The following is a 25,163-nucleotide window of genomic DNA, read 5'->3' on the forward strand; positions in this document are numbered from 1 at the left end:
GTAACGGCAACAAGAATGCGGGTGTGACATCTCCCCGGGTCCTCCGGGGAGTGTCCGTACGTCGGGGCGGGCCGGGCATCTCCGTGCGCCTGCCCGTGCACAAGGGGCCGAGGAGGGCCGGGTGACGACCTATGACGATCGAGCGAGCCTCACAGATCTGACCACCACAGCGGAGCGGGTACGCAGGTCGGTCGAGAGTGTGATCGAGGGCAAGCCTGAGGTCGTACGGCTTTCGCTGACCGTGCTGCTCGCCGAGGGGCACCTCCTCATCGAGGACGTGCCCGGGGTCGGCAAGACGATGCTGGCGAAGGCGCTGGCACGGTCCATCGACTGCTCGGTCCGGCGTATCCAGTTCACGCCGGACCTGCTGCCCTCGGACATCACCGGGGTCTCGATCTTCGATCAGCAGCGCAGGGACTTCGAGTTCAAGCCGGGTGCCATCTTCGCCCAGATCGTGATCGGTGACGAGATCAACCGCGCGTCGCCCAAGACCCAGTCGGCGCTGCTCGAGTCGATGGAGGAACGCCAGGTCACGATCGACGGCCAGACCTACGAGCTGCCGGATCCCTTCATGGTCGTGGCGACCCAGAACCCGGTGGAGATGGAGGGCACCTACCCGCTCCCCGAGGCACAGCGCGACCGTTTCATGGCCCGGGTGTCGATCGGCTACCCGAGTGCCGAGGCCGAGCTCCGGATGCTCGACGTGCACGGCGGTGCCTCACCGCTGGACGACCTCCAGCCGGTGGCGCACGCGCACGACATCGTGAAGCTGATCGACGCGGTGCGCACGGTCCATGTGGCCGAGGCCGTCCAGCGGTACGCCGTGGAGCTGGTGGCCGCCACCCGGCAGCACCCGGACCTCAGGCTCGGGGCCTCGCCGCGCGCGACCCTGCACCTGCTGCGTGCCGCCAAGGCGTCGGCCGCCCTGTCCGGGCGGGACTACGCCCTGCCGGACGACGTCCAGGCCCTCGCGGTCGCGGTGCTCGCCCACCGGCTGCTGCCGACGGCGCAGGCGCAGCTCAACCGCCGGACGGCCGAGCAGGTGGTGCTGGACATCCTGCAGCGCACCCACGTGCCGACGTCCGCCGGCGGGGCCGCCCCCGCGCACCCCCAGCACCGTCCCGGCAGCCCGGTGTACGGCGGGCAGCCCGGCGCACGGCGGCTGTGATGACGGCCGGGGCGCCCGGCCCCGTGGACGACAGCGACGGCAGGGGCGGGCTGCGCGCGGCTCTGAGCGGGCTGACGACGCGCGGGCGGTCCTTCCTGGCCGCGGGTGTGGCGGCCGCCGTCTGCGCGTACGTGCTGGGTCAGGGTGATCTGCTCCGGGTCGGCCTGCTCCTCGCGGTGCTGCCGCTGGTCTGTGTCACCGTCCTGTACCGCACCCGCTACCGGGTGGCCGGCAGCCGGCGTCTTTCGCCCTCCCGGGTGCCGGCGGGCTCGGAGTCACGGGTCCATCTGCGCGTGGACAACGTGTCCCGGCTGCCCACGGGCCTGCTCATGCTCCAGGACAGCGTCCCGTACGTCCTCGGGCCACGCCCCCGGTTCGTGCTGGACCGGGTGGAGCCGGGCGGCGTGCGGGAGGTGTCCTACCGGGTCCGCTCCGACCTGCGCGGGCGTTATCCACTGGGCCCGTTGCAGCTCCAGCTGAGCGATCCGTTCGGGATGTGCGAGCTGACGCGCTCCTTCAGCTCCTACGACACCCTCGTCGTCATCCCGGGCACCGAGCCGCTCCCGGCGCTGCGGCTGGCCGGTGAGGCCTCCGGGTACGGCGACGGCAGGCAGCGCTCGCTGGCGCTGGCCGGTGAGGACGACATCATTCCGCGCGGTTACCGGCACGGTGACGACCTGCGACGGGTGCACTGGCGGTCCACCGCGCGCCACGGCGAGCTGATGGTGCGGCGGGAGGAACAGCCGCAGCGGGCGCGGTGCACGGTACTGCTGGACACCCGGCGGATCGCCTACCCGGGCGCCGGACCCGGGTCGCCCTTCGAGTGGGCGGTGTCCGGGGCGGCGTCCGCGCTGGTGCACATGCTGGAACGTGGCTTCGCGGTGCGGCTGCTCACGGACGAGGGGAGCGTCGTGCCCGGTGAGAGCGCCGACGGTTTCGCCGCTTCGACCCAGGAGTCCGCGGACTCGGCGGGGCTGATGATGGACACCCTCGCGGTCGTCGACCACTCCGACGGGGGTGGGCTCTCCCGCGCGTACGACGTGCTGCGCGGGGGCAACGAGGGGCTGCTGGTGGCTTTCTTCGGTGATCTCGACGAGGAGCAGACCGCGGTCGCCGCACGGATGCGGCAGCGCAGCCGTGGAGCCGTGGCGTTCGTGCTGGACGGCGACGGCTGGGCACGCGGCGGGAAGGCCGCGCCTGACGCGCGGGTCCCCGACAGCCTGCGGCTGCTCCGCGAAGCGGGATGGACGGCGATGGCCGTGCCACCGGGGGCGGAACTCGCCCGGCTGTGGCGGCAGGCGGGGGCGGAGGGCTCCGGGGCGCCGTCCTCCGGCGCGCAGTCCTCCGCCGCGGGCACGACGGGATTCTCCGGGGGATGGTCATGAGCGGGCGTTTCCGGCTGGCGCTCAGCGCCTTCTCGGCCACCTTGCTGGCGTCGGGAGCTCTTCTGCCCCTGGTCGAGACGTCCAGGTGGGTCCTGCAGGCCGCGTTCATGCTGGCCGTCCAGAGCGGTGTGGGCGCACTCGCGCGCCGGATGCGCCTGGCACGGATCCTCACGGTCTCCCTCCAGGTGCTCGTCACCCTGCTGACGCTGACCGCGGCCTTCGCCAGGGAACACGCCCTGTTCGGTGTGCTGCCCGGCCCCCAGGCGGTCCAGCGGCTCGCCGGTCTCCTGAGCGCGGGAGCCGACGACGTCGGCAGGTATGCCATTCCCGCGCCGGCGACGGACGGCATCCGGCTGATGCTGATCGGTGGGGTGCTGCTGATCGGGCTCGCCGTGGACGTCCTCGCGGTGACCTTGCGCGCCGCCGCTTCGGCCGGGCTGCCGCTGCTCGCGCTCTACTCGGTGGCTGCCGGGCTGTCCGACGGCGGGGCGGGGTGGTTCTGGTTCCTGCTCGCGGCGAGCGGATACCTGCTTCTCCTGCTGGCCGAGGGCCGGGACCGGCTGTCCCGGTGGGGGCGGGTGTTCGGCGGTGTGTCGCGTACGTCGGGCGGTCTGGCCGCCGGACTGGAGGGTCCGGGGCACGGGCCGGCGCCGGTCCGTACGGGCCGGCGCATCGGCGTGGTCGCCCTGGGCGTCGCCCTGGTGGTGCCCGCGGCCCTGCCGGCTCTGGACGGCGGGCTGCTGGACGGCGCGGGCGGCGGTTCGGGTAGCGGCAGCGGCGGGGGCACGATCTCCGCGGTGAATCCGCTGGTCTCGCTGCAGAACAACCTCAACCAGCCGGAGAACCGGGAGGTGATGTCGTACCGCACCAACTCCGGGAGCCCGCAGGACTTCTATCTGCGCATCCAGGCCCTGGACCAGTTCAGCGGCGGCGAGTGGCGTCCGTCGACCCGCCGGCTGAGTGATGTCCCGGACAGGCTGCCGCAGCCGGCGGGACTGGGCGGGGACGTCGCCGTCACCGAGATCCGGACGAACATCTCGGCGTCGCGCTCGTACCAGCAGACGTATCTGCCGCTCCCCTACCCGGCGAGCGAGGTGGACGTCCGGGGCCGCTGGCGGTACGAACCCGAGGGGCGCACCCTCGTCGGCGACGACGGCCAGACGACACGTGGCGCCCGGTACGAGGTCAGCAGTCTGGTGGTGGAGCCGACAGCCGCGCAGCTCGCCGCTTCCAGGGAACCGCCGTCGGACCTGGCCCGTGAGTACACGCGCGTTCCACCGTCGCTGCCGGACGTGGTCGAGGAGACCGCCGAGCGGGTGACCGGTGGCGCCGACGACGACTACGAACGGGCGGTGAGGCTGCAGGACTGGTTCGCCTCGGAGGGTGGTTTCCGGTACGACACGACGGTGACCTCGGGTACCGGCACCGCGGCGATCGAGCGGTTCCTGAAGGACAGGGAGGGGTTCTGCGTCCACTTCTCCTTCTCGATGGCCGCGATGGCGAGGACCCTGGGCATTCCGGCCCGGGTCGCGGTGGGCTTCACGCCCGGCACGGTCCAGGCGGACGGCTCGGTGTCGGTGGGGCTGCGGGATGCGCACGCCTGGCCCGAGCTGTACTTCGAGGGCGTGGGCTGGACCCGTTTCGAGCCGACGCCGTCCCGGGGCAGCACCCCGGCGTACACCCGGCCGGACGCACCCTCGGCGGACCCGAGTGCTCCCGCGCTGCCGACGGACGGTGCTTCCACGGCGCCGACGGCGGCCCCCTCCACCTCGGAGTCCTGTCCCGCGCAGATGCGCCGGCAGGGTGAGTGCGGCGCGTCCCCGGTCCCCGGCGCACTGGATTCCGCCGGCCCGGGGACCCCTGCGGGGACGGTGGCGCTGTGGGTGCTCGGCTCCCTGCTGGTGCTGACGCTGCCCTTGGCACCGATGCTCTGGCGGCTGCGGGCCCGTGGCCGGCGGCTCGGCTCCTCGGGAGGGCGGACGGCCGCTGACGCCGCCGACAGGGTGATGGCGGCCTGGCGGGAGGTCACCGACACTGCCTGGGACCACGGCATCGCGCCGGACGAGTCGCAGACCCCCCGCAAGGCCGCCGCGCGTATCGTCCGGCTGGGGGGCCTCGACGAGCCGGCCGCCGCTGCCGTCCACCGGGTGGCGGGGGCGGTCGAGCAGGTGCTGTACGCGCCCGGGCCGGGTGCGGTGTCCGTTCCCGCCGAGGATGTGCTCGCGGTCCGGGCCGGCCTGCGTGCCCCGGCCGGCCGCTGGGGCAGGTTGCGGGCGACGCTCGCCCCGCGTTCGGCTGTCCGGGTGATCTGGGCGGCTGCGGAACGCCGGGCGGAACTCGCCGGGCGATGGTCGGCCCGGGCGGGGCGCGTCCGCTGGGCGGCACGGTCGCGCCGCCCCTCACGGCAGCGGGGCTGAACCCCTGGATCCTGGGTCGGCGGGTGGATCCGCCGCGTTCCGGGTCAGGGGCCGCTCAGGAGGTCGGGAGCCGGGGGGCTGACCGGGTCGCGGGCGCCGATGCTTTTCGCGGGTCCGGCCGCCGCCCCTCGGCCCCGGGGCGGCGTCGGACCCGTCAATCCGCGCGGGCGCCGCTCAGCGGCTTGGCGGGCACCGGCACGGAAGCGCCGTGACCGGCCCGCGCGGTCACCGGGTGACGGGAACGCGTGAGGGGCGGTCGCTGCGATGCGACCGCCCCTCACGTGTGAGGCCAGGCGTCAAGTCCTCGGCGTGTGCCGTCCGCTTCCGGGACCGGTGGCCGGGACTGCTCGCTTCCGGCCGGGAAGCGGAAGGCTCACTGGCCCTGTTCGTCGCGGCGGCGCTGCCACCGCTGTTCGATCCGGTTCATCATCGACCGGCGCTGCCTGGGGTGTCGGCGTTCGCCTCCGCCCCCGCTCGCGCTCCCCGCCGGCTGCTGCTCACCGGGCTTCGGCGCTTTGCGCCATCCGGTGACCGCCAGCACGGCGCAGCCCAGCATGACGAGGAACCCCGCCACGCTGACCCAGGTCTGCTGGAAAACCATTCCGGCCATGAGGAGCGCGATACCCACCAGAAAACCGGCCACCGCCTGGTAGACCCGTCGCCGGGTGTACCTGCGCAGCCCGCTTCCCTCAAGCGCTGTAGCGAACTTGGGATCTTCGGCGTACAGCGCTCGCTCCATCTGCTCGAGCATGCGCTGCTCGTGCTCCGAGAGCGGCACGGAGTCCTCCTCGTCGTCGGCCGCGGGGGCGACCGGTATGCGGCCCTTCCAGGATAGGCAGGGATTCGCCCCCGTGAAACCCGCCCTCTAGCCATAGCCAGTCCGGACCGCCATTTCGGCTCGGCTGCTGAGGCGTAGATTCCCCGACCTCCGATCCGTCATGCCGGATGGTGTCACCCGATCATACGGGGCTCGCGGCGCGATCGGGTGTTCTGAGCCGTACTCCGTCTGCAGCTGCGTTGCTGATCAGCCGTGCTGCTGTCGCCTTCGCGGCCGTACGCCGACGGTGTCGCCCTCGCGGCTCAGGCGCGCTTCTCCCCCAGAACGTGCAGCTGGGTCGCGACCGAGTGGAAGGCGGGCAGTTCCGCGACGGCCGCTTCCAGCCTGAGGAGCTCCTCCATCGCGCCCGGTTCGGTGTCCACGAGAACGCCCGGCACGAGGTCGGCGAAGACCCGCACCCCGTGGACCGCGCCCACCTCGACGCCCGCCGCCTCGACCAGGCCGGTCAGCTGGCCGGCGGTGAACCTGCGGGGAACGGGGTCGCCGTCGCCCCAGCGTCCGGCGGGGTCCGCCAGCGCCTTGCGGGCCTCGGCGAAGTGCCCGGCGAGCGCCCTGGCCAGGACGGCACCGCCGATGCCGGCGCCGAGCAGGCTGAGGGCACCGGACGGGTGGAGCGCGTCGACCGCGTTCCGTACGCCTTCGGCGGGGTCGTCCACGTACTCCAGGACGCCGTGGCAGAGGACCGCGTCGTATCCGGCGCGGTCCACCACGTCGAACAGGCCCAGGATGTCTCCCTGGACGCCTCGGACCCGGTCGGCGACACCGGCTTCCTCGGCACGGCGCTCCAGCGCGAAGAGGGCGTTCGGGCTGGGGTCGACGACGGTCACCCGGTGGCCGAGCCGGGCGACCGGCACGGCGAAGTTGCCGGTGCCGCCGCCGGTGTCCAACACGTCCAGGGCGTCCCTGCCGGTCGCCTCGACCCGGCGCTCGAGGGCGTCCTTGAGGACCTCCCAGACCACGGCGGTACGGAGGGAGGCGCGGGGGCGCAGCTGGTCCGACACGGCAGTTGACTCCTCGGCACGGTGCCGCCACGGACGGCGGAGCGTGAACGGTGCAGGTGGTACGGGTGCTCTCCACCCTATTGCCTCGCACCGCCCTCGCGGCCACTACGCGTCGGTCCGCCGTCCGGGACCGTCCCGCCGGGGTTGCGGGAGGACGGGCTGGAGGGCGAGCAGCCGCTCGACGAGGCGCAGGAACATGGCCGCGTCGCGGAGCAGGTCGTCGGCGTCGCGGCTGCCGGCCGCGCCGGGTATGCCCGCCTCCGCACGGGCCCTGCGTCCGGCGCCCGACGCGAACAGGGCGCTCCACTCGGTCAGTTCCGGCGCGATGTCCGGCAGGACCTCCCAGGCGCTGCGGATCCGCTCCCTGCGGCGCCCGCCGGATTCGGGCCGGCCACGGGCGGCGAGCACGGCGGCGGCCGTGCGCAACGCCGCGAGGTGTGCTGTGGCGTACCGCTCGTTGGGCACGTCGAGGGCGGCGGCCTCGTCCAGGCCGGCGTGAGCCTGGGCGAGCAGGTCGAGTGCTGCGGGCGGCGCCGTGGTGCGGCGCAGCACGGGGTGGACGTCGGTTGCCGGACCGTTCAGTGAGGGGGCAGGGCTGCCTGCGCGGCGCCGCGGGGCGGCGGCTGCGGACGAGCTGGCCATGACGAACCTCCTGTCGTCTGTGACGGCTCGGTGGCCGTCTGTATCCATCGTGACCGCCACCACTGACAATCATTCAGAACTGCCCCCTGACCAGGCGTTTTGCTTCGATCACGAGTTCCGGCTAGCTTTTTGCACTGACTGGTCAGTGCAAAATGGGGGTGGGGATCGTGGAAAGCCCGCACGGGGCGGCTCTGAGCGCCGAGGGGTTCGGACTGAAGGGTCCGCGCGGCTGGGCCTTCCGAGGCGTGGAATTCACGGCCGGTCCCGGATCGCTCGTCGCGGTCGAGGGGCCGTCGGGTTCGGGCCGCACCTGTCTGCTGCTCGCGCTCACCGGCCGCATGCGCTCCACGACGGGCCACGCGGAGGTCGGCGGCGAGCGTCTGCCCGGCCGGCTCGCCGCCGTACGCGGTTTCAGCGCACTGGGCCCGGTGCCGGGGGTCAGCGAGCTGGACCCCTCCCTCACCGTCGCCGAACACCTGCGCGAACGGGCCCTGCTGGCACGACGCTTCGACGGTTCGCTGCGCTCCCTGCTGCGCCGGCGCCCAGGACGTGCCGCGACGGCACGGGCGGCGGTCGGCACCGCGCTGGATGCGGCGGGGCTCGACCTCGCGGACCTGCCCAAGGCCGGACGCACCTCCGTACGCGACCTGGAGCGGCTGGAGGCCCTGCGCCTGTCCGTCGCCCTCGCCCTGATGAGCCGCCCCCGGCTGCTCGCCGTGGACGACACCGACCTCAAGCTCTCCGCCGCTGACCGCGCCCTGGCCTGGGAGCTGTTGCGCTCCCTCGCGGCCGGCGGCACCACCGTGCTGGCCGTGTGCAGCGAGGCTCCGAAGGACGCTCTCACGGTACGCACCCGGCCGGCGGCCGGACCGGACACACCCGCCGACGGCACGACCACCGGGGACACGCCCACAGCCGGCACCCCCGCCGACGACACGACGACCGACACGACGACCGGGAAGGGAACGGCCGATGCGATCGCCGAAACTGGCCGCGCTTGAACTGCGGCGCTTCGGCCGGGGCCGGATGCCGCGTGCCGCACTGGTGGCACTCCTCCTGCTGCCCCTGCTGTACGGAGCGCTCTACCTCTGGTCGTTCTGGGACCCGTACGGGCGGCTCGACCGCATTCCGGTGGCACTCGTCAACGACGACAAGGGCGCGACCACCGGGGACGAACACCTCGCGGCCGGTGACGAGCTGGCCGGCCGGCTGCTCGACTCCAAGGTCTTCGACTGGCACGAGGTCGGATCCGCCGAAGCCGAGCAGGGCGTCGAGGACGGGACGTACTACCTCTCGCTGACCATGCCGTCGGACTTCAGCGAGCGGATCGCCTCGAGCGGCGGGGACTCCCCGGCCACGGGCGCCCTACGGGTCCGCACCAACGACGCCAACAACTACATCGTCGGGCAGATCTCCAGGACCGTCTTCGCCGAGGTCCGCAGTGCCGCGTCGACGAAGGCCTCGCGCGGCTTCCTGGACCGGATCTTCATCGACTTCTCGGGCCTGCACGACGCGACCGCGAAGGCGGCCAAGGGCGCCGACGACCTGGAGACCGGCCTCGAGAAGGCGAAGAAGGGCTCCAAGGACCTGGCGGACGGCCTCAAGGACGCCAAGTCGGGCAGCGGCACGCTCGCCACCGGGATCACCAAGCTGAACAAGGGGGCCGGCGACCTCGAGACGGGGTCCCGGCAGGTGGCCGGGGGCACCCAGCTGCTCGCCGACAAGGTCAACGCCGTCGCGGGGGACGTACGCCCCTTCCTGAAGGACAACGGCAAGGCCATCGGGGACACCGCCCGGCTGGTCGCCGACTCCTCCCAAGCCGTACGGGACAACCTCGGCCTGTTGGCGGAAGCCGCCCCCACCGCGTCGGCCGCCGCCCACACGGCCTCCGACGAACTGGCCGAGGTCTACCGCCTCCGCTGCGAGGAGCAGCCGCTGCCCGACCCGGCCGCCTGTCCGCAGCTGAAGCGCGCCAGGACCGCCGCGGCCGACGTCGCCGCGGTGTCCGACGACGTGAACGCCCTGGTCACGGATCAGAAGGGCGACCTGACGGAACTCCGCGGCCAGTTGGCCACACTGCAGAAACAGGCCGACGCGCTGGCGAAGCGCTCACCCCGTCTGGACACGGACCTGGAGACCGTCGTGTCGAAGGTCAACGCGCTCAACACCGGGGCGCACAAGGTCGCCAAGGGTGCGGACGCGCTCCACACCGGTCTCGGTACCGCCAAGACGGGTGCCGGGGATCTGAACACCGGCGTCAAGAAGCTCAAGACGGGTGCCGGGACCCTGAACAGCGGGCTGTACCGGCTGGGTGACGGTTCCGCGACGCTCGCCCAGGGGCTGAACGACGGAGTCGGCAAGATCCCCGACTACGACGAGAAGGACCGCGACGCCCGTACCGGTGTCATGTCCGACCCCGTGCGGCTGGCCTCCTCCTCCCTGCACGCGGCGCCCAACTACGGCACCGGCTTCGCCCCCTACTTCATTCCCCTCTCGCTGTGGGTGGGCGCGATGGTGGCGTACATGCTCGTCCAGCCGCTCAACCGGCGGGCGCTCGCGGCCGGAGCACCGGCCTGGCGTATCGCCTTCGCGGGCTGGCTGCCGGTCGCCGCGATCGGCCTGCTCCAGGTCGCCGCCCTGATGTCGGTGCTGCACTGGCGGCTCGGACTGCAGATGACGCACGCCGCCGGAACCCTCGGCTTCCTGGCGCTGGTCACCTGCTGCTTCGCCGCGATCGTGCAGTGGCTCAACGCCAGGTTCGGCGCGGCGGGCCGGATCCTCGTCCTGGCCGTGCTGATGCTCCAGCTGACCTCGGCCGGGGGCACCTATCCCGTGCAGACCAGCCCGGGCTTCTTCGGAGCGGTCCACCCGTACCTGCCGATGACCTATGTGGTGGACGGGCTGCGACGGCTGATCACGGGCGGCGGGCTCGGCCCGGTCTGGCAGGGCTGCGCCGTGCTGCTGGCCTTCACCGCGGGCGCCCTGGCGCTGACGGCCCTCTCCGCCCGCCGCAAACAGGTGTGGACCCTGGACCGGCTGCACCCGGAGCTGAGTCTGTGACCGCACCCGGACCTGTGAGAATCGTGCGCATGGACAGCAGTAGCACCACACGCCGCCAGGTCACCCGGCAGAAGCTCTACGAGGCGGCGGTGACCCTCATCGCGGAGAAGGGCTTCTCCGCGACGACGGTGGACGAGATCGCCGAGCGCGCCGGGGTCGCCAAGGGCACGGTCTACTACAACTTCAAGAGCAAGACGGAACTGTTCGAGGAACTGCTGCGGCACGGCGTGGGGCTGCTCACACAGTCGCTGCGGTCCGCCGCCGACTCGACCGACGCCCGCGGCGGCACCCGTGTGGAGGCGCTCGACGCGATGATCAGGGCCGGCCTGGTCTTCATCGACCGCTACCCGGCCTTCACCCAGCTGTACGTCGCCGAACTGTGGCGCACCAACCGTGCCTGGCAGTCGACCCTCCTGGTGCTGCGCCAGCAGGTCGTCGCCGTCGTCGAGGAGGTGCTCCGGGAGGGCGTCGCGGGGGGCGAGCTCAGCGAGGAGATCGACATCCAGCTCACGGCCGCCGCACTGGTCGGCATGGTCCTGGTCGCGGCCCTCGACTGGCAGGCGTTCCAGCCCGAGCGGACGATCGACGACGTCCACTCCGCCCTGTCCCTGCTGCTGCACGGCCGGGTCAGCGGCCGCTGAACCGGCCTGCCCGCACGCCCGCACGCCCGCACGCCCGCACGCCGAAAACGCCGGCCCCGTGGAATTCGATCCCCCCGAATTCCACCGGGCCGGCGTCCTGTGCCGCCGCAGAGCCCTCCCCCGTGACCCCGTGTCCCCCGTGGTCCCGGAGCTCCGCGTCGTGCGCCCCCGTCACGTCCGGGGTCCCGCGCCCGTTCCGCCGCCCCGTGCCGGCGGTCCGGGCGCCGTGCCCTTTCCGTGGGCCCCACTCTTCCGTCCGCGCAGGTGGGGGCCCATCCGCATCCCTACTCATCTCACCCACTAGGTAGGGGTACTCAGACCTGCCCCGACAGCGCCCGCCCGGGCCCCTCCGCGACGTCACGACCGTGTCCGCGGCAGGAGCCGTGGGCGTCTCCCGCGTCCGTGCACCGGCCTCCCGGACGGCCTGTCGGTGCCACCCCTTAGGGTCACTGACATGGCACGAATTGCGGTGATCGGCGCCGGGGCAGGCGCGATGGCGGCGGCCGCCCGGCTCTCCGTGGCAGGCCACCGGGTGACGGTGTACGAGCGGTCGCAGACCCACGGCGGCTCGCTGGGCCGGCACACCCGTGACGGTTTCGTCTTCGACACCGGCCCCGGGCTGCTGCACCTGCCCGCCGTCTACCGGGACCTGTTCGTGAAGACGGGCAAGGAGAGCCTGGAGCAGTGCGTCACGATGACCCAGGTCGACCCGGCGAGCCGCCATCTCTTCGCGGACGGCACCGAGGTCTCCCTGCCCAACGCCTCACGGGCCGGGGTGGTGGGCGCGCTGGACCGGGCGCTCGGCGAGGGGGCCGGAGCCCGGTGGGGGGACTTCCTGGACCGGGCGGGCGTCGCCTGGAACCGGTCCCGCAGGCCACTGCTGGAGGAACCGCTGCCCGAGGACCGGCGGACGCTGGGCCGTGATCCCTACCCCGCGGTGCGCCGGCGCAGGCTGCTGCGCGCCGCCCGGCAGGCGGGCACGGTCGCGGAGGTGGGCGCCCTCGAGCTGGCGGACCCCCGCCTGGCGGCCCTGCTCGACGGGTACGCCCTGTCGTACGGGCTCGACCCGCGCCGCGCCCCGGCCGCCGCCGCGCTCCTGCCGTACATGGAGGAGACCTTCGGCAGCTGGTACGTCGCCGGGGGCATGCGCGCGCTGGCGGACGCGGTGTACGAGCGGTGTCTGGCCCGCAGGGTGGAGTTCGTCTTCGGCGCCGAAGTGGTCCGGGTCTGCGAGAAGGACGGGCGGGTGTCCGGGATCGAACTCGCGGACGGCGGGAGCGTGGAGGCCGGCCATGTCGTCCTCGGCGCACAGCCGGCGGCCGGGCTCCTCCCGGTCCGGGAGCAGGAGCAGGGGCCCGCCGGGGCGCGCGGTGCCTCGGTGCCGGGCCGCTTCCTCGTCCTGCTGTCGCTGCGCGGCGCCCGGGAGGCCGGCGCGGCGCACCGGACCGTGGTGCACGCCGTGGATCCCGGCGCGGAGCTGGAGGCGGTGTTCGGCGGCGGGACGACGGAGTCGCCCACGGTGACGGTGCTGCGCCCGGACGACCCCGCCACCCGCCCCGACGGGGAACACGAGGCGGTGACCCTGATGGCCACCGTGGCGCCGCACGGCCCGGTCGACTGGACGGACGCGGCGCTGCGCGCGCGGTTCGCGGACGCGGTGATCGGCCGGGCGGCGGAGGCCGTGCCCGGCCTCCGCGGGCGGATACTCCGCGCCGAGGTGCGGACGCCCGCCGAGACCGCGGCCGACACGGGCGCCGAGGGCGGTTCGGTGCCGCCTCCGGCCCTGGCCGGGGCGGGGGGCGCCTGTCTGCGCCCGGGGAACCGCACTTCGCTGCCCGGGCTGTACCTGGCGGGCGGCTGGTCGCATCCGGGCGGCGGAATGGCCCACGCCGGGATGTCGGGTGCCCTGGTCGCCGGCCTCGTCGTGGAGGGTGACGGCTTCCGCGGCTCGCAGTGAACCTCCGCGCGCGGCTGGGGCCGGCCGCCGGGTGGACCGGCGGCCGGCCCGGGGGTCAGTAGCGGTACTGCTCGTTCTGGCCGGTGTCGTAGCCGTTGCCGTAGGGAGCGGGCCTGACGGGGGCTTCGGGCGGCAAGGGGGGGTACTGCTCGCTCTCCCGCTGCTGCGGGACCCACACCCCGCCCGGCGGGGTGTCGGTGTACTGCCCGGCGTACGGGTCCGCCGGCTGCTGTCCGGGAGCCTGGGCGGGGTCGTTGCCGTAGCTGTCGTACGAGGGGTACTGCCCGGGGCCCGTGCCGATGTAGGGGTCGGAGTAGGCGGCGTATCCCGCCTGGTCCGTGCCGTAGTCGTACGGCCCCGCGTAGGCGCCCTGACCTTGGTCCTGGTAGGTCTCCTGGCCCTGCTGGTAGCCGCCCTGGCCGCCGTACGGCTCCTGGGGGGCCTGCTGGCCGTAGCCGTCGTACGGGTCGTGGCCGGCGTACTGCGGCTGTCCGCCGTGCTGGTCCTGCCGGTCCCCGCCGCCCGCCGGTGCCGGGTCGGTGTAGATGCCGTACTGCCCGGTGTCGTCCGGCAGCGGCTCGGGTTCGTAGACCGCCGAAGGGGCGGCCTCCGCCTGCTGGGGGGTTCCCTCGTACTCCAGGCCGGAGACCTCGAGCGTGGGCCTGCGGCTCCCCGGGCCGCCCGCCCCGCGGCGACGGCGGCTCTCACCGGGGCTGCCGCCTATGGCCCATCCCGTCGAGAAGCCGCGCCTGAAGGACAGCGTGACGTACGTCTGGCCCGTCGCGAAGGCGATCGCCCCGACGATGATCACCAGCACGTTGGTGATCAGGACACCGAGGACCACGCCGAGGAAACCGGCGAAGGCGAGCAGCCTCCACCGCAGGCGTGCCTTGTACTGCAGGAGCACCTCGCCCAGCAGCCACAACGCCACTATGCCGAATGCGATGTAGAGGACCGTCCAGCCCACGCCCGCCCCCTCCTACGGCCACCGCCCCGGTAGGTGGCGGGTACGGCCGGTCACGACTGCTTGTGCAGTCCGAGATTCTCGTAGATCTCGAGTGTCGCCGTCGAGTTGTTGAGCGTGATGAAGTGCAGCCCCGGGACACCCTCGGAGAGCAGTTTCGCGCAGAACTCCGTGGCGAACTCGATGCCAATGGAGCGTACAGCGGCCGGGTCGTCCTTCGCGGCGAGGATGCGCTCTTTCAGCGAGGAAGGCAGCGACGCGTTGCTGAGCTGCGCGAATCTCTCCAGCTGTTTGACGCTGGTGAGCGGCATCACCTCGGGAATGACCGGGGTGTCGCAACCCGCAGCGACGACGCGGTCACGCATCTGCAGATAGCTTTCCGGATGGAAGAACATCTGAGTGATCGCATAGTCGGCACCGGCGCGGCACTTGTCCACGAAATGACCGATGTCGGAGTCCCAGTCGGCGGACCGCGGATGCATTTCGGGAAATGCCGCGACGCCGACGCAGAAGTCGCCGGCCTCCTTGATCAGGCGGACGAGGTCCGCCGCGTACCGCACACCCTGCGGGTGCTCGATCCACTCCCCCATCGGGTCGCCCGGCGGGTCTCCGCGCACGGCGAGGATGTTGCGGATGCCGGCGTCGGCGTACTGCCCGACCATGTTGCGCAGTTCGGCGACGGAGTGGTCGACCGCCGTGAGGTGCGCGACGGGTGTGAGCGTGGAGTCCGCGGCGATCCGCTGGGTCGCCCGGACCGTGCCGGCACGGGTCGAACCACCGGCCCCGTACGTCACGGAGACGAAGCTCGGCGCCACCGCCTCGACGCGGCGCAGCGCGTTCCACAGATTCCGCTCGCCCTTCTCCGTCTTGGGCGCCCAGAACTCGAACGAGAACGACGTCTCGCCGGTCGCGAGCAGCTCACGCACGGTGCGCGCGTGATCTGTCCTGGTGGAAGGTGTGCCGAGAGCCATACTGGGAGGTTAACCAGGGCCGGGCGGTACCCCAACCAGAGGGACGGAAATGCCCGGAATGAGGCGTTCTTTGTCCACCCTTCGGACACCCCCTTCCGCGCCCTTCAGACGGCGCGCGCCCGGATGCGCCGCGCGAGGGCGGCGGTCGCGGCGGCGGGGTCCTCGGCCTCGGTGATCGCCCGTACGACGACGACGCGGCTCGCGCCGGCGTCCAGCACCTCGTCCAGGTTGTCCGCGTCGATCCCTCCGATGGCGAACCACGGTCGCGTGGTGCCGAGTGAGGCGGCGTAGCGCACGAGGCCGAGGCCCGGCGCGTGCCGGCCCGGCTTGGTCGGTGTGGGCCAGCAGGGGCCCGTGCAGAAGTAGTCGGTGCCCTCTTCGGCGACGGCCGCGTCGACCTCCGACTCCGCGTGGGTGGAGCGGCCGATCACCACGTCGTCGCCGAGGACGGAGCGGGCGGCCGGGACGGGCAGGTCACCCTGTCCGAGGTGCAGGACGTCGGATCCGACGGCGTGGGCGACGTCGGCCCGGTCGTTCACCGCGAGGAGGGCGCCGTGGCGCTCGCAGGCGTCGGCGAACACCGCGAGGTGTTCCAGCTCCTCCGCCGCCTCCATGCCCTTGTCCCGCAACTGCACGATGTCCACGCCGTTGGCCAGCACGGCGTCGAGGAACGCGGGGAGATCGCCCTGCCGCTTGCGGGCGTCCGTGCACAGGTAGAGCCGGGCTCCGGCCAGCCGGTCGCGAGGCGTGGACATGATGAATTCCCCCGTCGGTACGTCGATGGATCACTGGTGGGGCGGCGAATCGCCCGTACGACGATGGACCGCCGTGCGGACGCGCCCGGTAACGGCGGAGTGCGGGCCGCGTGATGCCGCGGCCCGCACCCCGCTCACGGTCGTCCGGTCAGACGGCGAGCGCCTGGGCCCGGCGCTTCACCTCCGTGCCGCGATTCTCGCTCAGGGCCTGCGCGGGGGTGCCTGGCAGGGTCGGGTCGGGGGTGAAGAGCCAGTCCAGCATCTCTTCGTCGTTGTAGCCGTCGTCCCTCAGGAGCGTCAGGGTCCCTGCGAGGCCCTTGACCACCTTGTCGCCGTCGATGAAGGCGGCAGGTACCTGGAGCGTCCGGTTCTCACCACGTCGTACGGCGATGAGCTGGCCCTCCTTGACCAACTGCCGTACACGGGTCACCTCGACATCGAGCATTTCCGCGATGTCGGGAAGGTGGAGCCAGGCGGGGACGAGAGCATCGATCTTTGCGTCAATCTCGGTCACAAGGACAAGCGTGCCATCCCGGACCGACAGTCGGTACCCGGGCCGACCGTACGGGGCCGTCACCGCCCCTGGAGCGCCGCCGATTTCAGCGGGACGGAGGAGTCGGCGGCGCGTGCCGCGTCGATCCGCGTCCCGGCTTCGATCAGCTTGCGCCCCTGCGCCAGGTCACGGGGCCTGCTGACGGCCAGCACGGCGACCAGGACTCCCTGGCGCAGCCAGCAGACCGACCAGGCCGGGCCCGCCGGGTCCCCGCGCCACAGCAGCGTGTCGGCACCGGTGTGGTGGCCGGCGTACTGGACGAAGCGCCCGAACTGCTCGGACCAGAAGTAGGGCACCGGGTCGTACGTCCTGGCCACCCCGTCCACGAGGGCCGCGGCGACCGCCCGGGGGCCCTGGAGCGCGTTGTCCCAGTGGTGGACCAGCAGCCGTTCCCGGTAGCGGGCGGAGGGGAAGGAGGCGCAGTCGCCGACCGCGTGGACGTCGGGCAGGGAGGTGCGCAGCGAGCTGTCCGCGGTGACCGAGCCGTCCGGGCCGAGTGCGATGCCCGAGCCCGCGAGCCACGCGGTGGCGGGCCGGGCGCCGATGCCGACGACCACCGCCCCGGCGGGGACGGCCCGGCCGTCCGCCAGGTGGACGGTGCCCTGCTCCACGCGTGCCACCCGGGCGCCGGTGAGCAGGTCGGCCCCGCTCTCGGCGTACCAGGCGGCCATCGGGGCGGCGACCTCGGCGGGCATCGTGCCCGCGAGGGGGCGGGCCGCGGCCTCGACGACGGTGACCTCGCAGCCGGCCGCGCGGGCCGCGGTGGCGAACTCGGCGCCGATCCACCCCGCCCCGACGACGACCACGTCGTGCTGCCGCTCCAGGACGGGCCGCAGGCGCGCGGCGTCGTCGAGGGTGCGCAGCAGATGGACGCCGGGCACCCCTTCGGAGCCGGGCAGAGCGATCGGTTCCGCGCCTGTGGCGAGGACCAGCGCGTCGTAGGCGACGGGCCCCTGAGGGGTGTCCAGCTCATGGTCCGCGGCACGCAGGCCGGTCACGTCGAGCCCCAGGCGCAGTGTGATGTCCAGGGCCTCGAAGTCGACGTCGAAGGCCGAGCCCTCCGCATGGCCGAGCAGGACCGCCTTGGACAGGGGCGGCCTGTCGTACGGCTGGTGCGGCTCGGCACCGACCAGGGTGACGGATCCCGTGAACCCCTGTTCGCGCAGGGCCACGGCCGTCTGCACGCCGGCCATTCCGGCGCCGACGATCACGACGTCCCGTGCCCGGCGCCCCGCTTCCGTGTGCTGTGTCTGCTCGCTCACCTGTCCACCCTAGCCACGTGACGTCCTGTCAGTCCGCGAGCTCTTCCACCACGCTCGTCCCGCTGCCTTCCCGGGACTCCCATTCCCAGGCCTCGTCCAGGCGGACCCGGCCGTCGGGGAGGTCGGTGACGGTCGAGACGCAGTGCCCGGAGGACGTCGTACCGTCCCGCGTCAACTGGACGTAGCGGAAGTCCAGGGTGTCCGCGTGCCGGGTGCCGACGAGGTGCCCGCGGGCGACGTCACCGCCCGCGTACTCGGCCCATACACGGCCGTCCTGCTCCCGGTACGAGAAACGGGTCCGGGCCCCGACCTGGCCGGGGGCCTGGTCGGCGACCGGCGAGAGGACGAGTCCGTCGAGCGAACGGGCCACGGGTACTGCTCCCTTACTGGCTGCGGGCGGTGGGGTTTAGGCTGGCCACCGTAAGACACTCGCGGGAGTCCGGACGCACCGGGCTGAGAGGGAGGCTGACCGGCCTCCGACCGTACGAACCTGATCCGGGTCATGCCGGCGAAGGGAGGGGCTGGACGCTCATGCGCGTATCCGCAGACGGTTCCGACGTCCTGGTCGTCGGAGGCGGCATCATCGGCCTGGTGACCGCCTGGCGGTCGGCCCAGCGCGGTCTGCGGACCACGCTGGCCGATCCCGACCCGGGCGGCGGGGCCGCCCGGGTCGCGGCCGGGATGCTCGCCGCCGTGACCGAACTCCACTACGGCGAACAGATGCTGCTCGGCCTCAACGTGGCCTCCGCCGCACGCTATCCGGAGTTCGTGGCCGAACTGGAGGAGGCGAGCGGGCAGGAGACCGGCTTCCGTGCCTGGGGCACCCTGTCCGTCGCGCTCGACTCCGACGACCGTGCGCACCTGCGGGAGCTCCACGCACTGCAGCAGCGGTCGGGGCTGGAGTCCGAGTGGCTCAGCGGCCGCGAGTGCCGCCGCCTGGAACCGATGCTCGCCCCGGGCGTGCGCGGCGGTCTGCGGGTCGACGGTGACCACCAGGTGGACCCCAGGCGGCTGGCCTCGGCCCTGGTCACCGCCTGCGAGCGGGCGGGGGTGGGCCTCCGCCGCGCCTGGGTCCAGCGGCTCCGCGTCACGGGGGACCGGGCGACGGGAGCCGTCCTGGCGGACGGTACGGAGCTCGCCGCCGGCCAGGTGGTACTCGCCGGCGGGAGTCTCAGCGGCCGGCTCCAGGGGGTTCCCGAGGCGGTCGTCCCGCCGGTACGCCCGGTCAAGGGGCAGGTGCTGCGGCTGACGGTGCCGCCCTCCCACGCCCCGTTCCTCAGCAGGACGGTCCGGGCCGTCGTGCGCGGCGGCCAGGTCTATCTCGTCCCGCGTGCGAACGGTGAGCTGGTGGTGGGCGCGACCACCGAGGAGATGGGCTGGGACACCACGGTCACCGCGGGCGGGGTGTACGAGCTGCTCCGTGACGCCCACGAGCTGGTGCCCGGCATCACCGAGCTGCCGTTGACGGAGACCCGGGCCGGCCTGCGGCCCGCCTCGCCGGACAACGCGCCGCTGCTGGGCCCCACGGCGCTGCCGGGCCTGCACCTGGCCACCGGACACCACCGCAACGGGGTGCTGCTGACTCCGGTCACGGGTGACGTGATGGCCCATGTGCTGACCACCGGTGAGCTGCCCGAGGTCGGCCGCCCCTTCGCGCCCCTGCGCTTCGCCCCCCTCGCCGCCCCACCGGAGACCCTCCGGACCCCCGCACACACCGCCCCCGCGCCGCAGGAGCAGCCCGTATGACACAGCCCGTGCCCGCCGCCCCCGTCCCGACGTCCGCCGTCTCCGTCTCGGTCAACGGTGAGGACCGCTCCGTCCCCGCCGGCACCGCGCTGGACACCCTGGTCGCGGCGCTGACCACAGCCCCCTCCGGGGTCGCCGCCGCCGTGAACGAGGCCGTCGTCCCGCGCGGCGAGTGGTCCGCCACCACGCTCGCCGACGGCGACCGCGTCGAGGTCCTCACCGCGGTCCAGGGAGGCTGACGATGTCCGACGACCTCCTCACCCTCGGCTCCACCACGTTCTCCTCCCGGCTGATCATGGGGACGGGCGGGGCGCCGAGCCTCGACGTACTGGAACGCTCCCTGATCGCCTCCGGCACCGAGCTGACCACCGTGGCGATGCGCCGGCTCGACCCGACCGTGCAGGGTTCCGTGCTCTCCGTCCTGGAACGCCTGTCCATCCAGGTGCTGCCGAACACGGCGGGGTGTTTCACCGCCGGCGAGGCGGTGCTGACGGCCCGGCTGGCCAGGGAGGCGCTGGGTACCGACTGGGTCAAGCTGGAGGTCGTGGCCGACGAGCGGACCCTGCTGCCCGATCCGGTCGAGTTGCTGGACGCCGCCGAGATCCTGGTCGACGACGGTTTCACGGTCCTGCCGTACACCAACGACGATCCGGTCGTGGCCCGGAAGCTCCAGGACGTGGGGTGCGCGGCGATCATGCCCCTGGGCTCCCCCATCGGTTCGGGGCTGGGCATCCGCAACCCGCACAACTTCCAGCTGATCGTCGAGCAGGCCGCGGTCCCGGTGATCCTGGACGCCGGCGCGGGGACCGCGTCGGACGCCGCGCTGGCGATGGAACTGGGCTGTGCGGCTGTGATGCTCGCCTCGGCCGTGACCCGGGCGCAGGAGCCGGAGCTGATGGCGGCCGCGATGCGGCACGCGGTGGACGGCGGACGCCTGGCGTACCGGGCCGGACGCATCCCGCGCCGCCATTTCGCCGAGGCGTCCTCCCCGTCGGAGGGCCTCGCGGTGCTGGATCCGGAACGCCCGGCCTTCTGAGATCCGGGCACCGGCGGCGGTCTTCCCGTCACAGCACGTGCATGCCCCTGTCACGGGTCCGCACCGGAACGACCTCCGAGGGGCCCTGGCCGCCCCGGCATGTCCGTGGCAGCTCGTAGACTCGCTCCGTGGACACGACCCTCCAGGACCCCCTCGTCGGGCAGCTGCTCGACGGCCGCTACCGCATCGATGCGCGCATCGCCGTCGGCGGTATGGCCACGGTCTACCGGGCCGTGGACACCCGGCTCGACCGGGTGCTCGCCCTCAAGGTGATGCACCCGGCCCTGGCGACCGACGCCGCGTTCGTCGAGCGCTTCATCCGCGAGGCGAAGTCCGTGGCCCGCCTCGCGCACCCCAACGTGGTGGGCGTCTTCGACCAGGGCGCCCAGGGCGCGTACGTCTACCTGGCGATGGAGTACGTCGCCGGGTGCACGCTGCGCGACGTCCTGCGTGAGCGTGGAGCGCTCCAGCCCCGGGCCGCCCTGGACATCCTCGAACCGGTGCTGGCCGCCCTCGGCGCCGCGCACCGTGCCGGATTCGTCCACCGCGACATGAAGCCGGAGAACGTCCTCATAGGGGACGACGGCCGGGTGAAGGTCGCCGACTTCGGCCTCGTGCGCGCCGTGGGGACCGCCACGGACACCACCGGCTCGCTCCTGGGCACGGTCTCGTACCTCGCTCCGGAGCAGATCGAGCAGGGCACCGCCGACACCCGTTCGGACGTGTACGCCTGCGGTGTGGTGCTCTACGAGATGCTGACCGGCGGCAAGCCGCACACCGGGGACACCGCCGCCCAGGTCATCTACCAGCATCTGAACAACGACGTCCCGGCGCCGTCCGGTGCCGTTCCCGGCCTGGCCGCCGGACTCGACGAGCTGGTGGCCTCGGCGACGGCGCGCGACCCCGACGCCCGTCCGTCCGACGCGGTCGACCTGCTCGCGCGGTCCCGTGACATACGCGCGGACCTCACGGACGAGCAGCTCGACGCGATGCCTCCGCAGGCCCTCGCGGAGGTGCACGACGTCGCCGAGGACCGCACGAGCGTGATCCCCAGGGTCATCCCGGCGGGGCAGGGCACCGCACACCACACCAGCCGGCTGGAGATGCCCGCCCCGGCACCGGAGCCGGTGCGGGCGCGGCGCGGGGGCTTCGCGGGCCGTGGCCGACGCGGGACGGTCGCCGTGCTCGTCGCCGTGCTCCTCGTCCTCGGGGCGGGAGCGGGCGTCTGGTACATCAACTCGGGTCAGTTCACCCGGGTGCCCTCGCTCCTGGGCCAGACCCAGAGTGCCGCCGAGAAGCGGCTCGCGGACGAGGGACTCGACCTCAGGGGTGTCGAGCGCGCCTACAGCGACACGGTGCGGCGCGGCACGGTGATCAGCAGCGATCCGGGCTCGGGAGAGCGGATCCGGGGCAACGACGCGGTGAAGCTGGTGATCTCGCGCGGGCCGGAGATCGTCGAGGTGCCGGATGTCGAGAGTCTCGCGCTCGCCGACGCGCGGCGCGAGCTGAAGGAGTCGGGGCTCGCCCCGGGGATGGTGACCCGCGAGTTCAGCGAGGACATCGACCGGGGCAAGGTGATCCGTACGGACCCGCGGGCCGGGACCGAGCGCCGTCCCGAATCGGCGGTCGCCCTGGTCATCAGCAAGGGCAGCCCCGTCGACGTGCCCGACGTCACCGGCCTTCCGGTCGCCGAGGCCACGGCCGCGCTGAAGAAGGCGGGTCTCAGGACGAAGGTGCTGACCGACCGGGTCGACTCACCCGAGGCGGCGGGCGAGGTCGCCCGGCAGACGCCCGGCAGCGGCGCGGAGGCCGCAGAGGGCGACACCGTCGAGCTGACGGTCTCCAAGGGTCCGCGCATGGTCGAGGTCCCCGACGTCACGGGTGAGGACGTCGAACGGGCCCGGAGCACACTGGAAGAGGCGGGGTTCGAGGTCAAGGTCGACCGTCCGTTCCTCTCCTTCAGCGACACGGTCGGGAGCCAGTCGGTCGAGGGCGGCGAGAAGGCCGCCGAGGGATCCACGATCACCATCAGGACCAAGGCCCTGTAGAGCACGAGGACTGGCATCACATGCGCAACCCCATAGGCGGGCACGTGCCCGTGGCCGGCGGGCTCGCCAAGACCGGCCTCGGATACGCCCGCGAGCTGGCGGCGGAGACCGTGCAGGTCTTCGTCGCCAATCCGCGCGGCTGGGCGACACCGCCCGGGAACCCGGCGCAGGACGAGCTGTTCCGCTCGGAGTGCGCGGCCGGGTCGGTTCCGGCGTACGTCCACGCCCCGTATCTGATCAACTTCGGTTCGCACACCGAGGCCACGGTCGAGCGGTCGGTCCTCTCGCTGCGCCACTCCCTGCGCCGGGCGAGGGAGATCGGCGCCCTGGGCGTGGTGGTGCACACCGGCTCGGCGACCGGCGGACGCCCGCGCGAGGTGGCACTCGCCCAGGTGCGTACGCACATGCTCCCGCTGCTGGACGAGCTGACCCGTGACGACGATCCGTTCCTGCTGCTGGAGTCGACCGCCGGCCAGGGCTCCTCGCTCTGCTCCCGGACGTGGGACTTCGGTCCGTACTTCGAGGCCCTGGACTCCCACCCCAGACTGGGGATCTGCCTGGACACCTGTCACATCTACGCGGCCGGCCACGACCTCACCGGCCCGGCCGGCATGCGGCAGACCCTGGACCTGCTGGTGGACACCGTCGGCGAGGGCCGGCTGAAGCTGATCCACGCCAACGACTCCAAGGACGTGGTGGGCGCTCACAAGGACCGGCACGAGAACATCGGCGCGGGTCACATCGGCGCCGAGCCGTTCCGTGAGCTGTTCTCGCATCCGGCTGCCGAAGGCGTGCCGCTGATCATCGAGACGCCCGGCGGCAAGGAGGGCCACGCGGCGGACGTGAAGCGGCTGAAGGAACTCCGGGACGCCCGCCGCGCCTGAGAGGGACACCCCGGCGGGGATACGTGGTCCACGAAGAGGTCAGGCGGCCGCGACCGGTGGATGACCGCTCGCGGCGGGGGGGTCATGCCGTGGCGCACTCCCGCCACCGCTGACAGGCCGCCGGGGGACGTCAGAGCTCGGGGCCGTCCCCGGGCTCCTCCTGGTAGGAGTAGCGCTGCTCGCTCCACGGGTCGCCGATGTTGTGGTAGCCGCGCTCCTCCCAGAAGCCACGGCGGTCGGCCGTCATGTACTCGATGCCCCGGACCCATTTGGGCCCTTTCCACGCATACAGATGGGGCACGATCAGGCGCAGCGGGAATCCGTGTTCCGCGGTGAGCAGTTCGCCGTCCTTGTGGGTGGCGAACAGTGTCCGGTCAGACGCGAAGTCGGCGATCCGGAGGTTCGAGCTGAAGCCGTATTCGGCCCAGACCATCACATGGGTGACGTGCGGCGCGGGCGGCGCGAGTTCGACGATCTCGCGGGCCGGGATTCCGCCCCATTCGGCTCCGAGCATGCTGAATTTCGTCACGCAGTGGAGGTCCGCGACGACGGAGGAGAAGGGGAGGGCGCTGAATTCCTGGTGATTCCAGCAGTGCTTGTCGCCGTCGGCCGTGGCCCCGAAGACGCGGAACTCCCAGCGGTCCGGCTTGAACTTGGGCACGGGGCCGTAGTGGGTGACCGGCCAGCCGCGCTGCAGCCGCTGCCCCGGTGGAAGCCCGGACTGCTCTGCTGTGCCGCGTTCCCGGCTTTCCGGCTGACCCATGCCTCCATGGTGACAGACAGGCAGGGGTGGTCATGACCAGGGGAGAGTGGATCAGGGGCAACTCGTACTAAGCATGCACTTACTGGACGGTTGCGTGGCGCGATGCGAGGATGCGCGCAAACGTGCCCAGTTCACCGGTTGGAAGGAGCCTCTGCGATGCAGGGCGACCCCGAGGTCCTCGAGTTCTTGAACGAACAGCTGACCGCCGAATTGACTGCCATCAATCAGTACTTCCTGCACGCGAAGATGCAGGAGAACTTCGGCTGGACGAAGCTCGCCAAGTACACCCGGGCCGAATCGTTCGACGAGATGAAGCACGCGGAGATTCTCACCGACCGGATCCTCTTCCTGGACGGCCTGCCCAACTATCAGCGGCTCTTCCACGTGCGGGTCGGCCAGACGGTCACCGAGATGTTCCAGGCCGACCGCCAGGTGGAGGTGGAGGCGATCGACCGCCTGAGGCGTGGCATCGAGGTCATGCGGGGTAAGGGCGACGTCACGTCGGCGAACATCTTCGAGGCGATCCTCGCCGACGAGGAGCACCACATCGACTATCTCGACACCCAGCTGGAACTGATCGAGAAGCTCGGTGAGCCGCTGTACATCGCCCAGGTGATCGAGCAGCCGGAGAGCTGATCCGGCGGCGGCCGCCGCACGGTCCCACGGCTGCCGGACGGGCCTCTCAGGCGGCGTCGGAGAGCCGGACGTCCGCCGGGACTCCGAGGGCGGCGGGCGCACCGGCCGGGGCGCCCGCCGACGGCGTACGCCCTTCGACGAGCTCACGACGCGAGCAGTCACCGCGGCCGAGGAGCGCCTGGATCCTGCGGACACAGCCACCGCAGTCGGTGCCGGCCTTGCACGCGGAGGCGATCTGGCGGGGCGTGCACGCTCCGCTGTCCGCGTGCCGCTTGACCTGGGCCTCCGTGATGCCGAAGCAGGAGCATACGTACACGCGGTTCACCTCCCGACGGGTCGATCGCTGCGCCGTCCCGAATTCTCGGTGAGGCTAACCTAACCTTACCCGCGGGCCCTCCCGCGCAAAAGCCCGGGTACGACTGTGGGGCACGGATCA

Annotated in this window: 24 protein-coding genes and 1 riboswitch; of the genes, 13 read left to right on the forward strand and 11 right to left on the reverse strand. The window is 72.7% G+C overall.

Annotated elements, in window-relative coordinates; translation table 11 throughout:
- Positions 1-121 precede the first annotated feature (121 nt).
- Genes ACHFIV_RS23280 through ACHFIV_RS23290 form a run of 3 tightly spaced genes read left to right on the forward strand, consistent with a single transcriptional unit; the run spans position 122 to position 4,970 of the window.
- A complete protein-coding gene (locus tag ACHFIV_RS23280; RefSeq protein ID WP_398972295.1) occupies positions 122-1,168 on the forward strand; it encodes an AAA family ATPase in 1,047 nt (348 codons plus the stop codon).
- Positions 1,168-2,553, forward strand: coding sequence for a DUF58 domain-containing protein (locus ACHFIV_RS23285; RefSeq protein WP_398972298.1), 1,386 nt, complete (start codon positions 1,168-1,170; stop codon positions 2,551-2,553). The genes ACHFIV_RS23280 and ACHFIV_RS23285 overlap by 1 nt, the downstream gene beginning before the upstream one ends.
- Positions 2,550-4,970, forward strand: a complete 2,421-nt coding sequence (locus ACHFIV_RS23290; protein WP_398972300.1) for a transglutaminaseTgpA domain-containing protein — start codon at positions 2,550-2,552, stop codon at positions 4,968-4,970. The genes ACHFIV_RS23285 and ACHFIV_RS23290 overlap by 4 nt, the downstream gene beginning before the upstream one ends.
- Positions 4,971-5,343: 373 nt before the next feature.
- Here ACHFIV_RS23290 and ACHFIV_RS23295 read toward each other — a convergent pair whose 3' ends face one another.
- The 3 genes from ACHFIV_RS23295 to ACHFIV_RS23305 form a co-directional block, all read right to left on the reverse strand.
- On the reverse strand, positions 5,344-5,748 hold the full coding sequence (locus ACHFIV_RS23295; RefSeq protein WP_033303312.1) for a DUF3040 domain-containing protein: 405 nt from the start codon (positions 5,746-5,748) through the stop codon (positions 5,344-5,346).
- 302 nt (positions 5,749-6,050) lie between these two features.
- Positions 6,051-6,809, reverse strand: coding sequence for a methyltransferase (locus tag ACHFIV_RS23300; RefSeq protein ID WP_398972304.1), 759 nt, complete (start codon positions 6,807-6,809; stop codon positions 6,051-6,053).
- 105 nt (positions 6,810-6,914) lie between these two features.
- Positions 6,915-7,451 carry an SAV_6107 family HEPN domain-containing protein gene (locus ACHFIV_RS23305; RefSeq protein WP_398972306.1) on the reverse strand — a complete coding sequence of 179 codons (537 nt, stop codon included), beginning with the start codon at positions 7,449-7,451 and terminating at the stop codon, positions 6,915-6,917.
- Positions 7,452-7,618: 167 nt separating this feature from the next.
- Between ACHFIV_RS23305 and ACHFIV_RS23310 the strand changes: the two genes are divergently transcribed.
- The 4 genes from ACHFIV_RS23310 (at position 7,619) to ACHFIV_RS23325 (ending at position 13,109) form a co-directional block, all read left to right on the forward strand.
- The gene (locus ACHFIV_RS23310) at positions 7,619-8,452 is read left to right on the forward strand and encodes an ATP-binding cassette domain-containing protein (protein ID WP_398972308.1); all 834 of its coding nucleotides are present in this window, start codon (positions 7,619-7,621) and stop codon (positions 8,450-8,452) included.
- Complete coding sequence (locus ACHFIV_RS23315) at positions 8,424-10,511, forward strand: YhgE/Pip family protein (protein WP_398972310.1); 2,088 nt, start codon at positions 8,424-8,426, stop codon at positions 10,509-10,511. Before ACHFIV_RS23310 ends, ACHFIV_RS23315 begins: the two co-directional genes overlap by 29 nt.
- A 29-nt stretch (positions 10,512-10,540) precedes the next feature.
- Positions 10,541-11,152 carry a TetR/AcrR family transcriptional regulator gene (locus tag ACHFIV_RS23320; protein ID WP_398972312.1) on the forward strand — a complete coding sequence of 204 codons (612 nt, stop codon included), beginning with the start codon at positions 10,541-10,543 and terminating at the stop codon, positions 11,150-11,152.
- 454 nt (positions 11,153-11,606) lie between these two features.
- Positions 11,607-13,109: a phytoene desaturase family protein gene (locus tag ACHFIV_RS23325; RefSeq protein ID WP_398972314.1), complete on the forward strand. Its 1,503-nt coding sequence runs from the start codon at positions 11,607-11,609 to the stop codon at positions 13,107-13,109.
- Between the two features lie 55 nt (positions 13,110-13,164).
- Here the strand turns inward: ACHFIV_RS23325 and ACHFIV_RS23330 are convergent, their stop codons facing one another.
- The 6 genes from ACHFIV_RS23330 to ACHFIV_RS23355 form a co-directional block, all read right to left on the reverse strand.
- Positions 13,165-14,076, reverse strand: coding sequence for a hypothetical protein (locus ACHFIV_RS23330; RefSeq protein WP_398972316.1), 912 nt, complete (start codon positions 14,074-14,076; stop codon positions 13,165-13,167).
- A 50-nt stretch (positions 14,077-14,126) separates the two neighbouring features.
- On the reverse strand, positions 14,127-15,044 hold the full coding sequence (gene metF, locus ACHFIV_RS23335) for a methylenetetrahydrofolate reductase [NAD(P)H] (RefSeq protein ID WP_398972319.1): 918 nt from the start codon (positions 15,042-15,044) through the stop codon (positions 14,127-14,129).
- Positions 15,045-15,148: 104 nt separating this feature from the next.
- A complete protein-coding gene (gene thiE, locus ACHFIV_RS23340) occupies positions 15,149-15,799 on the reverse strand; it encodes a thiamine phosphate synthase (RefSeq protein WP_398972323.1) in 651 nt (216 codons plus the stop codon).
- Positions 15,800-15,947: 148 nt separating this feature from the next.
- Complete coding sequence (locus ACHFIV_RS23345) at positions 15,948-16,313, reverse strand: Rv2175c family DNA-binding protein (RefSeq protein ID WP_031081112.1); 366 nt, start codon at positions 16,311-16,313, stop codon at positions 15,948-15,950.
- Positions 16,314-16,372: 59 nt separating this feature from the next.
- Positions 16,373-17,614, reverse strand: a complete 1,242-nt coding sequence (locus ACHFIV_RS23350; RefSeq protein WP_398972326.1) for an NAD(P)/FAD-dependent oxidoreductase — start codon at positions 17,612-17,614, stop codon at positions 16,373-16,375.
- 28 nt (positions 17,615-17,642) lie between these two features.
- Positions 17,643-17,984 (reverse strand): hypothetical protein, encoded by a 342-nt coding sequence (locus tag ACHFIV_RS23355; protein WP_398972328.1) that lies wholly within the window; start codon positions 17,982-17,984, stop codon positions 17,643-17,645.
- Between the two features lie 51 nt (positions 17,985-18,035).
- Positions 18,036-18,148: riboswitch (TPP riboswitch) on the forward strand.
- Between ACHFIV_RS23355 and thiO the strand changes: the two genes are divergently transcribed.
- From thiO to ACHFIV_RS23380, 5 genes are all read left to right on the forward strand, one after another.
- Entirely contained in the window at positions 18,146-19,360 is a 1,215-nt protein-coding gene (gene thiO, locus ACHFIV_RS23360; RefSeq protein ID WP_398972331.1) for a glycine oxidase ThiO, read from the forward strand. Its footprint overlaps the riboswitch before it by 3 nt.
- A complete protein-coding gene (gene thiS / locus ACHFIV_RS23365; RefSeq protein ID WP_398972334.1) occupies positions 19,357-19,599 on the forward strand; it encodes a sulfur carrier protein ThiS in 243 nt (80 codons plus the stop codon). Before thiO ends, thiS begins: the two co-directional genes overlap by 4 nt.
- A 2-nt stretch (positions 19,600-19,601) precedes the next feature.
- Positions 19,602-20,396, forward strand: coding sequence for a thiazole synthase (locus ACHFIV_RS23370; protein WP_398972336.1), 795 nt, complete (start codon positions 19,602-19,604; stop codon positions 20,394-20,396).
- A 128-nt stretch (positions 20,397-20,524) separates the two neighbouring features.
- Positions 20,525-22,444, forward strand: coding sequence for a Stk1 family PASTA domain-containing Ser/Thr kinase (gene pknB / locus ACHFIV_RS23375; RefSeq protein WP_398972338.1), 1,920 nt, complete (start codon positions 20,525-20,527; stop codon positions 22,442-22,444).
- A gap of 20 nt (positions 22,445-22,464) precedes the next feature.
- Positions 22,465-23,328 (forward strand): deoxyribonuclease IV, encoded by an 864-nt coding sequence (locus ACHFIV_RS23380; RefSeq protein WP_398972340.1) that lies wholly within the window; start codon positions 22,465-22,467, stop codon positions 23,326-23,328.
- A gap of 130 nt (positions 23,329-23,458) precedes the next feature.
- Here the strand turns inward: ACHFIV_RS23380 and ACHFIV_RS23385 are convergent, their stop codons facing one another.
- Positions 23,459-24,091: a sulfite oxidase-like oxidoreductase gene (locus tag ACHFIV_RS23385; protein WP_398972343.1), complete on the reverse strand. Its 633-nt coding sequence runs from the start codon at positions 24,089-24,091 to the stop codon at positions 23,459-23,461.
- 156 nt (positions 24,092-24,247) lie between these two features.
- On the opposite strand from ACHFIV_RS23385, the gene bfr reads away from it, so the two are divergent.
- The gene (gene bfr, locus ACHFIV_RS23390) at positions 24,248-24,727 is read left to right on the forward strand and encodes a bacterioferritin (RefSeq protein ID WP_398972345.1); all 480 of its coding nucleotides are present in this window, start codon (positions 24,248-24,250) and stop codon (positions 24,725-24,727) included.
- A 46-nt stretch (positions 24,728-24,773) separates the two neighbouring features.
- Here the strand turns inward: bfr and ACHFIV_RS23395 are convergent, their stop codons facing one another.
- Entirely contained in the window at positions 24,774-25,043 is a 270-nt protein-coding gene (locus ACHFIV_RS23395) for a bacterioferritin-associated ferredoxin (protein ID WP_398972347.1), read from the reverse strand.
- Positions 25,044-25,163: the final 120 nt, after the last annotated feature.

It is taken from the genome of Streptomyces sp. ALB3 (assembly GCF_044385685.1).
Lineage (GTDB): Bacteria > Actinomycetota > Actinomycetes > Streptomycetales > Streptomycetaceae > Streptomyces.

Coding starts and splice junctions, on each gene's coding strand:
- ACHFIV_RS23285 (WP_398972298.1), top strand. CDS start 1,168: ATGACGGCCGGGGCGCCCGGCCCCGTGGACGACAGCGACGGCAGGGGC.
- ACHFIV_RS23290 (WP_398972300.1), top strand. CDS start 2,550: ATGAGCGGGCGTTTCCGGCTGGCGCTCAGCGCCTTCTCGGCCACCTTG.
- ACHFIV_RS23305 (WP_398972306.1), bottom strand. CDS start 7,451: ATGGCCAGCTCGTCCGCAGCCGCCGCCCCGCGGCGCCGCGCAGGCAGC.
- ACHFIV_RS23315 (WP_398972310.1), top strand. CDS start 8,424: ATGCGATCGCCGAAACTGGCCGCGCTTGAACTGCGGCGCTTCGGCCGG.
- ACHFIV_RS23320 (WP_398972312.1), top strand. CDS start 10,541: ATGGACAGCAGTAGCACCACACGCCGCCAGGTCACCCGGCAGAAGCTC.
- ACHFIV_RS23325 (WP_398972314.1), top strand. CDS start 11,607: ATGGCACGAATTGCGGTGATCGGCGCCGGGGCAGGCGCGATGGCGGCG.
- metF (WP_398972319.1), bottom strand. CDS start 15,044: ATGGCTCTCGGCACACCTTCCACCAGGACAGATCACGCGCGCACCGTG.
- thiE (WP_398972323.1), bottom strand. CDS start 15,799: ATGTCCACGCCTCGCGACCGGCTGGCCGGAGCCCGGCTCTACCTGTGC.
- thiO (WP_398972331.1), top strand. CDS start 18,146: ATGCGCGTATCCGCAGACGGTTCCGACGTCCTGGTCGTCGGAGGCGGC.
- thiS (WP_398972334.1), top strand. CDS start 19,357: ATGACACAGCCCGTGCCCGCCGCCCCCGTCCCGACGTCCGCCGTCTCC.
- ACHFIV_RS23370 (WP_398972336.1), top strand. CDS start 19,602: ATGTCCGACGACCTCCTCACCCTCGGCTCCACCACGTTCTCCTCCCGG.
- ACHFIV_RS23380 (WP_398972340.1), top strand. CDS start 22,465: ATGCGCAACCCCATAGGCGGGCACGTGCCCGTGGCCGGCGGGCTCGCC.
- ACHFIV_RS23385 (WP_398972343.1), bottom strand. CDS start 24,091: ATGGGTCAGCCGGAAAGCCGGGAACGCGGCACAGCAGAGCAGTCCGGG.
- bfr (WP_398972345.1), top strand. CDS start 24,248: ATGCAGGGCGACCCCGAGGTCCTCGAGTTCTTGAACGAACAGCTGACC.